Raw genomic sequence first — 9,127 nt, 5'->3', positions numbered from 1 at the left:
CCCTCTTTCTGCTTTGGCCGGGTCCACCCTTGCTCTTTTTCTTTTTTTTTTTTGGGGGGGGGGGGGGGGGGGGGGGGGGGGCCCCCCCCCCCCCCCCCCCCCCCCCCCCCCCGGGGCAGGACGGATCAGACGGCCGTGCCGTACTGGCTGTCCTTCATGAGGAAGGTCGCCAGCGGCTTGCCGTCGCCCTGCGACATGGCCGTGAAGGTCACGCCCAGCGTGGACGCGGCCTTGCGGGCCAGCTTGATGTCGTCGGACGCGGTGACCTGGCCGCGCGGGATGATGAAGCGGTACGTGACCGCGGTGGCGCCACCGGCCTTGACGTCGGTGAACTCCAGGCCGAGGGCGCGCACGTCCGCGAACGGACGCTCGGCGATCTCGTACTTGTAGGTCTCCGTGGACGCGGCCGGTTCGGCCTCGACCTTGCCGCCGCCCATGAAGAAGGGCAGCGTCAGCTCGTTGAACTGGAGCATGGAGAACTTCAGCGAGAGGTCACGGCTGGAGTAGATGAAGTGCACCGGGGAGACCGACTGCCACGAGTCGATCGGCTCCAGCTTGTCCTTCTTGGCGAAGGTCACGCCGTCGCCGGTCGTGAAGCCGAGGTCCTTCCAGCCCGCACCGGTCCAGTCGGCCGCGGCGTCGGCGCCGAAGGTGGTCGGGGCGGCGGAGCCGGCGTCGGCCACGTAGAGCTTGCCGGTGCCGGCGACGCGGATCTCGGCCGAGTTGTTTCCTGCCATGGTGGATCTCTCCTTGTGATGGGTGAGGGCGCCGTCCCGGTGTGGGATCCGGGTACGGCAAAGGCCCCGCCGGACGGCGAGGCCTGGTCTGTGGGGCGAGCGCCCGGGGGCGCTCGGTGCGGGGCGCGGAACCCCGCGGCGAGCGGCTAGAACACGCTCAGGGAGAGGCGGATGACGCACAGGTATCGGTTGGCGCCCCGGTAGAGGTAGTCGGGCAGCCAGCGCGGCCCGTCCTGCTCCTCGACGTCGTGGACGACGTTGCCGGCGCCGATCTGCTTGCCGATGGTGGCGAGCAGGGCCCGGCGGGCGCCGTTGGCGAGGACGTGGGCGGCGTTCTTGGTCGGCCCGTACACCTCGAACTCGATCAGCGGCATGTCGACGTGCAGGTCGCCGATCCAGGCGCCGCCGCGGCGGTTGACCAGGACGGCGGCCTGGGTGCCGTCGAAGCCGGCCGGCGCGTTGACCGCGATGGTCGCGCCGGCCAGGGCCGGGTCGGCCTTGAGGACGTCGACGACCAGCTTCTCGACGTCCGGGAAAGCACTCGGGGGAGTGGTCATGACGGGTTCTCCTCGGGAGAGGGTGCGGGACGGGGTGCCGCCCGGGGCGCTCCGGCGGGAGGGGGCGGTGCGCGGCAGCGCGCCCGGACGGCGAACGGCGAAGCCGCCGCCCGTCGTTCGGGCGCAGCTCCGCCGCTGCACCAACTGTGACAGAGAGCGTGCGCGCACGCAACTAGTTCTGGATGTCCCTCCGCCTGTTCCTCCGCGCGCCCCTCCGTACGCCCTCGGTACGCCCCCGCCCGACGTCCTCCCGTGCAGGTCCGCACGCGTGCCCGATAGGTTGGCGGCCACCGAAAGAGGAGCCGCCCCGTGCCCGCCGCCCGCCCCCGCCTCCTGTACGTCACCGACCTCGCCTACCCGGCCCGCGGACGGCGCTACTGCGACGAGGACATCCACCTCACCGCCCGGCTGCGCGAGAGCTTCGACCTGGCGCTCTGCCACCCGCTCGACGCCGCCGCCCTCATGGGCGGCTTCGACGCCGTCGTCGTACGCAACAGCGGCCCGGTCATCGGCTACCAGAAGGAGTACGACGCCTTCCGTGAGCGCGCCCTCGCCGAGGGCACCCGCGTCTACAACCCGCTCCACGGCCGCGGCGACATGGCCGGCAAGCAGTACCTGCTCGACCTGACCGCCGCCGGATACCCGGTCATCCCCACCGTCGACCGGCCCGAGGACCTCCACCGGCTGCCCGCCGCCGCCGAGTACGCGGTCAAGCCCAAGGCCGGCGCCGACTCGATAGGCCTGCGCTTCCTCGCGTACGAGGAGCTCGCCGGCCTCGCGTACGACGGCCTCCTCGTCCAGCCGCGCATCGACTTCCGGTACGAGGTCTCCTTCTACTTCGTCGACGACCTCTTCCAGTACGCCCTCCACGCCCCCGACCCCTCACGCCGCTGGGTCCTGGAGACGTACGAACCCACCGAGGACGACCTCGCCTTCGCCCGCCGCTTCGTCGACTGGAACACCCTCGACCACGGCATCCAGCGCGTGGACGCCTGCCGCGCCCCCGACGGCGAGCTGCTCCTCGTCGAGCTGGAGGACCTCAACCCCTATCTCTCCCTCGACCGCGTCCCCGAGGAGACCCGCGACCGCTTCACCGCCGCCTTCACGGACTCGCTCCACCGCTTCCTGGAGGCATGAGGAGCGGCACGAGGCGCGGCACGAGAAAGCGCCCCCCGTCCTTCACGGACGGGGGGCGCTTCTCGTACGACGGGGAGTCAGGCGGTACGGGGACGGCGGCGGGCCACGCGCTCGGCGGCGAACACGTCCTCCAGGCGGAAGAGCTGGGCCCGGCCCGTCTTTCCGGCGGCCCGCAGATGCCCGAGCTGGACCCACTTGCGGATGGTCGCGGGGGCGACGCCGGCCTCCTCGGCGGCCAACGGTCCGGGGATCAGGGCCGGCAGGACGGGCGAGCTCAGCACGAGGCCTCCTTCGGGTCGTCCATCGCCGCCTCGATCTCCTCGGTGCGGGAGCCGGAGGCGGCCGCGAGCTCCGCCCACTCCCGCTCCGGCCACAGGTGCCGGTAGGAGGGGTCGTCCTGGCAGCCGCACGCCTCGTCCGTGCACACGCAGGCCGGGTTCACACAGAGCACCGCGCGCCGGTCGGGGAAGGCCCGCAGCGACACCGAGTCGCACCAGGGGCAGCGGCCCGACACCCGTACGACGGTCTCCGAGTCGCCCAGCGTCCGAGCGCAGCGCCGGGCCATCCGGCGGATCTCGTCCCGTACGTGCCGGGCGAGGTCCGGGTCGGCGGCGACCGCGTCGAGGAGTCCCACGACCCGGCGGAGCCGGTCGATCACCCCGGCGCGGGGCGGCCGGGGCAGCGCGAGCCGGGCGCACACGGCCTCCTCCAGCTCCACCACCCCGTCGGTGATGTCGCGGATCGCGTCGGAGACGTGCAGCCGGATCGGGGCGGCGCCGTGGCCGGGCACGGAGAGGCCGTGCCGCTGCTGGAGGAGCAGCGCCTCGCGGCGCTCCTCGCGGATCTGCTCGTCACGGCCCGCGGGGGAGGGGGCCGGGGCGCTCCCGGCGGGGCCGCGGCGGCCGGGCGCGAGCTCTTCGGACAGCTCGGGGAACTGGCGTACGAGGGAGGCGGTCCAGAGCGCGATGTCGCGCAGCACGAGCTCGACGGAAGCGAGGGCGGGCGTGCGGTCAGCCACGGCGGCCGCTCCGGGTGAGCGTCGGGGCGAGGGCGACGGCCTTCGCCACGCGGGCCGCGTCCGCCGGGCGCCCGTTGCGCCAGAGGCGGCCCGCGCAGACGCCGTCGAAGTAGCTCTCGGCGGGTGCCACCGCCGTCTCGCACTCGCGGCGGACGGGGCAGCCGGCGCAGGCGCGCAGCGCCGGGGCCGCCTGATTGGCGCGGCGGGCGAAGACGACGGACGGGGAGAGGTCGGCGCACGCGGCGGCGGCCTGCCAGGGGGTGGGGTCGGGCTGGGACAAGAGGTTCTCCACGGTCCGGGGCACCCCGAACTCCATGGGACCGATGGGGCCGTTGGGGCTCAGGGGGCCGACGAGTGCGGCGGCGAGCCAGAGTTACATGTTGCGTGCGGGCGCGCAACAAGTTTTGTGGGGCACCCCGGGAGCGACCTTCATCGTTTCGACACGTTGCGTACTCGAAACCAAGTAATTCTGTGCGCGCAAGCACGCTAGAGTTGAGCGCCTGGAGGAGTGGAGTGAGGAGCTGTACATGACCACTCGTGGGCTGGATGAGTTCGCAGGCTGGGTCGAAGGCCTGATGCGACAGCGCGGCTACGACATCGACAGCCCGCGCGGCGGCGGCAAGTCCCGGATCGCGGACGAGGCCGGGGTGCACCGGGCTGCCGTGACGCGCCTGCTGCAGCGGCAGAGCATGCCCGACCTGGAGACCATGCGCAGGATCGCCCCGCTGCTCGGGGTCTCGGTCCGCGACATGCTGATCCGGTCCGGCCGGGTGAGCCCGGAGGAGCTTCCGATGGCGGCGGATCTGCTGCCGCCGAGCGACTGGCAGCCCTCGATGGAGGACTTCGCGCGCTGGCTGGGCGTCCCCGACGACCGGATGGGCGTCTTCGTCAAGGTCGTGAACCAGTTCCTGGAGCCCGACACGGAGGCGGAGGGGTCCGCCGAGGCCCCCGAACCCCGCCGCACGGCCCGGGACTGACCCCGGTCCCGCCCGGGATCCACCCCGGTCCCGCCCCGGACCGGCCCTCGCCCGATGTGATCTTGCCTGGTCCCGGCCCTCCCCGGCCGGGACCGCGTGCGCGTGGGCATTTGTTTTGACCGGAGTCCATGCGATAGGTACGCTCAAGCCTTGTGCCTGGGGTGTGCCTGGGCTCGCGTGCGTGTCCTCAACCGCAAGGCGAGTCATATATCGGCCACCGTGATCCGCGCCTTCTCCGCCTCGGCGGAAGGGCTCGCGAGATTCGACACACCCGACCGCGTGGGTCGGCGAATGTTCCAGGTTAGTTTCACCGACGGCACACAGAAACCGGAGAAGTAGTGCCTACGATCCAGCAGCTGGTCCGGAAGGGCCGGCAGGACAAGGTCGAGAAGAACAAGACGCCCGCACTCGAGGGTTCCCCTCAGCGTCGCGGCGTCTGCACGCGTGTGTTCACGACCACCCCGAAGAAGCCGAACTCGGCCCTCCGTAAGGTCGCGCGTGTGCGTCTGACCTCCGGCATCGAGGTCACGGCCTACATCCCGGGTGAGGGTCACAACCTGCAGGAGCACTCCATCGTGCTCGTGCGTGGTGGCCGTGTGAAGGACCTGCCGGGTGTTCGCTACAAGATCATCCGCGGTTCCCTCGACACGCAGGGCGTCAAGAACCGTAAGCAGGCTCGCAGCCGCTACGGCGCCAAGAAGGAGAAGTAAGAATGCCTCGTAAGGGCCCCGCCCCGAAGCGCCCGGTCATCATCGACCCGGTCTACAGCTCTCCTCTTGTCACCTCGCTGATCAACAAGATCCTGCTGGACGGCAAGCGTTCCACCGCCGAGCGCATCGTGTACGGCGCCATGGAGGGTCTTCGTGAGAAGACCGGCCAGGACCCCGTCATCACGCTGAAGCGCGCGCTGGAGAACGTCAAGCCGGCCCTCGAGGTCAAGTCCCGCCGTGTCGGTGGCGCCACCTACCAGGTGCCGATCGAGGTCAAGCCGGGCCGCGCGTCCACGCTGGCCCTCCGCTGGCTCGTCGGTTACTCCCGCGCCCGTCGCGAGAAGACCATGACCGAGCGCCTCATGAACGAGCTCCTCGACGCCTCGAACGGCCTCGGTGCGGCCGTCAAGAAGCGTGAGGACACGCACAAGATGGCCGAGTCCAACAAGGCCTTCGCGCACTACCGCTGGTAGTCGCAACCCACATCGAGACCGAGAGAAGACTGAGCCGATATGGCTACCACTTCGCTTGACCTTGCCAAGGTGCGCAACATCGGCATCATGGCTCACATCGACGCGGGCAAGACGACCACCACCGAGCGGATCCTGTTCTACACCGGCGTTTCGTACAAGATCGGTGAAGTCCACGACGGCGCTGCCACGATGGACTGGATGGAGCAGGAGCAGGAGCGCGGCATCACGATCACGTCTGCCGCGACGACCTGCCACTGGCCGCTCGAGAATGTCGATCACACGATCAACATCATCGACACGCCGGGTCACGTCGACTTCACCGTCGAGGTGGAGCGTTCGCTGCGCGTGCTCGACGGTGCTGTCACCGTGTTCGACGGTGTGGCCGGCGTCGAGCCCCAGTCCGAGACTGTCTGGCGACAGGCGGACCGCTACGGCGTGCCGCGTATCTGCTTCGTCAACAAGCTCGACCGTACGGGTGCCGAGTTCCTCCGCTGCGTCGACATGATCGTGGAGCGCCTCGGCGCCGTCCCGATCGTCATGCAGCTCCCCATCGGCTCCGAGATGGACTTCCAGGGCGTTGTCGACCTGGTCCGCATGAAGGCGCTTGTCTGGTCCGCCGAGGCCAGCAAGGGCGAGATGTACGACGTCGTCGACATCCCGGCCTCGCACACCGAGCTCGCCGACGAGTGGCGCGCGAAGCTGGTCGAGACCGTCGCGGAGAACGACGAGGAGCTCATGGAGCTCTTCCTCGAGGGCGTCGAGCCCACCGAGGAGCAGCTGTACGCGGCTGTCCGTCGTATCACCATCGCCTCCGGCAAGGGTGGCGGCGAGAAGACGATCACCCCCGTCTTCTGTGGCACCGCGTTCAAGAACAAGGGCGTTCAGCCCCTGCTCGACGCTGTCGTCCGCTACCTCCCGTCGCCCCTGGACGTCGAGGCCATCGAGGGCCACGACGTCAAGGACGCCGAGCTTGTCGTCAAGCGCAAGCCGTCCGACGACGAGCCGCTGTCGGCCCTCGCGTTCAAGATCGCGAGCGACCCGCACCTCGGCAAGCTCACCTTCGTCCGGATCTACTCCGGTCGCCTGGAGGCCGGCACCGCGGTGCTGAACTCCGTCAAGGGCAAGAAGGAGCGCATCGGCAAGATCTACCGCATGCACGCGAACAAGCGTGAGGAGATCGACTCGGTGGGCGCCGGCGACATCGTCGCCGTCATGGGCCTCAAGCAGACCACCACCGGTGAGACGCTGTGTGACGACAAGAACCCGGTCATCCTGGAGTCCATGGACTTCCCGGCGCCGGTCATTCAGGTCGCCATCGAGCCCAAGTCCAAGGGTGACCAGGAGAAGCTGGGTGTTGCCATCCAGCGTCTCGCGGAGGAGGACCCCTCCTTCCAGGTGCACTCGGACGAGGAGACCGGCCAGACCATCATCGGTGGTATGGGCGAGCTTCACCTCGACATCCTCGTCGACCGTATGCGTCGCGAGTTCAAGGTCGAGGCGAACGTCGGCAAGCCGCAGGTCGCGTACCGCGAGACGATCCGCAAGACCGTCGAGCGCGTGGACTACACCCACAAGAAGCAGACCGGTGGTACCGGTCAGTTCGCCAAGGTGCAGATCGCGATCGAGCCGATCACGGACGGCGACGCCTCGTACGAGTTCGTGAACAAGGTCACCGGTGGCCGCATCCCGAAGGAGTACATCCCTTCGGTCGACGCGGGTGCGCAGGAGGCCATGCAGTTCGGCATCCTGGCCGGCTACGAGATGACCGGCGTCCGCGTCATCCTTCTCGACGGTGGCTACCACGAGGTCGACTCCTCCGAGCTCGCGTTCAAGATCGCCGGTTCGCAGGCCTTCAAGGAGGCCGCGCGGAAGGCTTCGCCGGTCATCCTCGAGCCCATGATGTCCGTCGAGGTCACCACGCCCGAGGACTACATGGGTGAGGTCATCGGCGACATCAACTCCCGCCGTGGTCAGATTCAGGCCATGGAGGAGCGCAGCGGCGCTCGCGTCGTGAAGGGCCTCGTGCCCCTCTCGGAGATGTTCGGCTACGTCGGAGACCTCCGCAGCAAGACCTCGGGTCGCGCAAGCTACTCGATGCAGTTCGACTCCTACGCCGAGGTTCCGCGGAACGTCGCCGAGGAGATCATCGCGAAGGCCAAGGGCGAGTAACTCTTCCGAGTTCACGCTTTAGGCTTGACACCAGTCGCCGGGGCTCAGCCCCCGAAACCCGAGGGATCGGGTCCCGGCGGATGGCATCCCAGCAAAGATCACCTGGCGCCGATGAGCAAGGCGTACAGAACCACTCCGCAGGAGGATTCAGTGGCGAAGGCAAAGTTCGAGCGGACTAAGCCGCACGTCAACATCGGCACCATCGGTCACATTGACCACGGTAAGACGACCCTCACGGCCGCCATTACCAAGGTGCTGCACGACGCGTACCCGGACCTGAACGAGGCCTCGGCCTTCGACCAGATCGACAAGGCTCCCGAGGAGCGCCAGCGCGGTATCACGATCTCGATCGCGCACGTCGAGTACCAGACGGAGTCGCGTCACTACGCGCACGTCGACTGCCCGGGTCACGCTGACTACATCAAGAACATGATCACGGGTGCCGCGCAGATGGACGGCGCGATCCTCGTGGTCGCCGCCACCGACGGCCCGATGCCGCAGACCAAGGAGCACGTGCTCCTGGCCCGCCAGGTCGGCGTTCCGTACATCGTCGTCGCCCTGAACAAGGCCGACATGGTGGACGACGAGGAGATCCTGGAGCTCGTCGAGCTCGAGGTCCGTGAGCTCCTCTCCGAGTACGAGTTCCCGGGCGACGACCTTCCGGTCGTCCGTGTCTCGGCGCTCAAGGCGCTCGAGGGCGACAAGGAGTGGGGCGAGAAGCTTCTCGGCCTCATGCACGCGGTGGACGAGTCCATCCCGCAGCCCGAGCGTGACGTCGACAAGCCGTTCCTGATGCCGATCGAGGACGTCTTCACGATCACCGGTCGTGGCACCGTCGTCACCGGTCGTATCGAGCGTGGTGTCCTCAAGGTCAACGAGACCGTCGACATCATCGGCATCAAGACCGAGAAGACCACCACCACGGTCACCGGCATCGAGATGTTCCGCAAGCTGCTCGACGAGGGCCAGGCCGGTGAGAACGTCGGTCTGCTCCTCCGTGGCATCAAGCGCGAGGACGTCGAGCGCGGCCAGGTCATCATCAAGCCGGGCTCGGTCACGCCGCACACGAAGTTCGAGGCCCAGGCCTACATCCTGTCGAAGGACGAGGGTGGCCGTCACACCCCGTTCTTCAACAACTACCGCCCGCAGTTCTACTTCCGTACCACGGACGTGACCGGCGTCGTGACCCTCCCCGAGGGCACCGAGATGGTCATGCCGGGCGACAACACCGCCATGAGCGTTGAGCTGATCCAGCCCATCGCCATGGAGGAGGGCCTCAAGTTCGCCATCCGTGAGGGTGGCCGGACCGTCGGCGCCGGCCAGGTCGTCTCCATCACCGAGTAATCAGT

The 9,127-nt window shown here is 68.8% G+C and carries 11 protein-coding genes; 6 read left to right on the top strand and 5 right to left on the bottom strand.

The genetic code is table 11. The features are described from left to right. Nucleotides 1-125: 125 nt before the first annotated feature. A complete protein-coding gene (locus tag ACZ4XX_RS35725) occupies nt 126-737 on the bottom strand; it encodes a phage tail tube protein (RefSeq protein WP_468511986.1) in 612 nt (203 codons plus the stop codon). Nucleotides 738-883: 146 nt separating this feature from the next. Next, nucleotides 884-1,294: a hypothetical protein gene (locus ACZ4XX_RS35720; RefSeq protein WP_364289110.1), complete on the bottom strand. Its 411-nt coding sequence runs from the start codon at nt 1,292-1,294 to the stop codon at nt 884-886. Nucleotides 1,295-1,603: 309 nt separating this feature from the next. Here ACZ4XX_RS35720 and ACZ4XX_RS35715 point away from each other — a divergent pair, with 309 nt between their 5' ends. Further along, nucleotides 1,604-2,431 carry an ATP-grasp domain-containing protein gene (locus ACZ4XX_RS35715; protein WP_468511985.1) on the top strand — a complete coding sequence of 276 codons (828 nt, stop codon included), beginning with the start codon at nt 1,604-1,606 and terminating at the stop codon, nt 2,429-2,431. Between the two features lie 77 nt (nt 2,432-2,508). Here the strand turns inward: ACZ4XX_RS35715 and ACZ4XX_RS35710 are convergent, their stop codons facing one another. The 3 genes from ACZ4XX_RS35710 to ACZ4XX_RS35700 are packed head-to-tail and all read right to left on the bottom strand — an operon-like array spanning nt 2,509 to nt 3,729. After that, on the bottom strand, nt 2,509-2,712 hold the full coding sequence (locus tag ACZ4XX_RS35710) for a MerR family transcriptional regulator (RefSeq protein WP_468511984.1): 204 nt from the start codon (nt 2,710-2,712) through the stop codon (nt 2,509-2,511). Beyond that, nucleotides 2,706-3,449, bottom strand: coding sequence for a hypothetical protein (locus tag ACZ4XX_RS35705; protein ID WP_468511983.1), 744 nt, complete (start codon nt 3,447-3,449; stop codon nt 2,706-2,708). Before ACZ4XX_RS35705 ends, ACZ4XX_RS35710 begins: the two co-directional genes overlap by 7 nt. Further along, a complete protein-coding gene (locus tag ACZ4XX_RS35700; RefSeq protein ID WP_468511982.1) occupies nt 3,442-3,729 on the bottom strand; it encodes a WhiB family transcriptional regulator in 288 nt (95 codons plus the stop codon). The genes ACZ4XX_RS35705 and ACZ4XX_RS35700 overlap by 8 nt, the downstream gene beginning before the upstream one ends. A gap of 247 nt (nt 3,730-3,976) precedes the next feature. Here ACZ4XX_RS35700 and ACZ4XX_RS35695 point away from each other — a divergent pair, with 247 nt between their 5' ends. The 5 genes from ACZ4XX_RS35695 (at nt 3,977) to tuf (ending at nt 9,122) form a co-directional block, all read left to right on the top strand. Beyond that, on the top strand, nt 3,977-4,426 hold the full coding sequence (locus ACZ4XX_RS35695) for a helix-turn-helix domain-containing protein (RefSeq protein WP_073910666.1): 450 nt from the start codon (nt 3,977-3,979) through the stop codon (nt 4,424-4,426). Between the two features lie 338 nt (nt 4,427-4,764). Then, nucleotides 4,765-5,136, top strand: a complete 372-nt coding sequence (gene rpsL / locus ACZ4XX_RS35690) for a 30S ribosomal protein S12 (protein ID WP_003948652.1) — start codon at nt 4,765-4,767, stop codon at nt 5,134-5,136. A 2-nt stretch (nt 5,137-5,138) separates the two neighbouring features. After that, nucleotides 5,139-5,609, top strand: coding sequence for a 30S ribosomal protein S7 (gene rpsG, locus ACZ4XX_RS35685; protein ID WP_015035567.1), 471 nt, complete (start codon nt 5,139-5,141; stop codon nt 5,607-5,609). 39 nt (nt 5,610-5,648) lie between these two features. Next, entirely contained in the window at nt 5,649-7,778 is a 2,130-nt protein-coding gene (gene fusA, locus ACZ4XX_RS35680; RefSeq protein ID WP_468511981.1) for an elongation factor G, read from the top strand. A gap of 150 nt (nt 7,779-7,928) precedes the next feature. After that, nucleotides 7,929-9,122: an elongation factor Tu gene (gene tuf / locus ACZ4XX_RS35675; RefSeq protein WP_468511980.1), complete on the top strand. Its 1,194-nt coding sequence runs from the start codon at nt 7,929-7,931 to the stop codon at nt 9,120-9,122. Nucleotides 9,123-9,127: the final 5 nt, after the last annotated feature.

The sequence above is a fragment of the Streptomyces sp. NPDC029956 genome (genome assembly GCF_055574655.1).
This window is presented reverse-complemented; position numbering and strand designations above follow the sequence as displayed.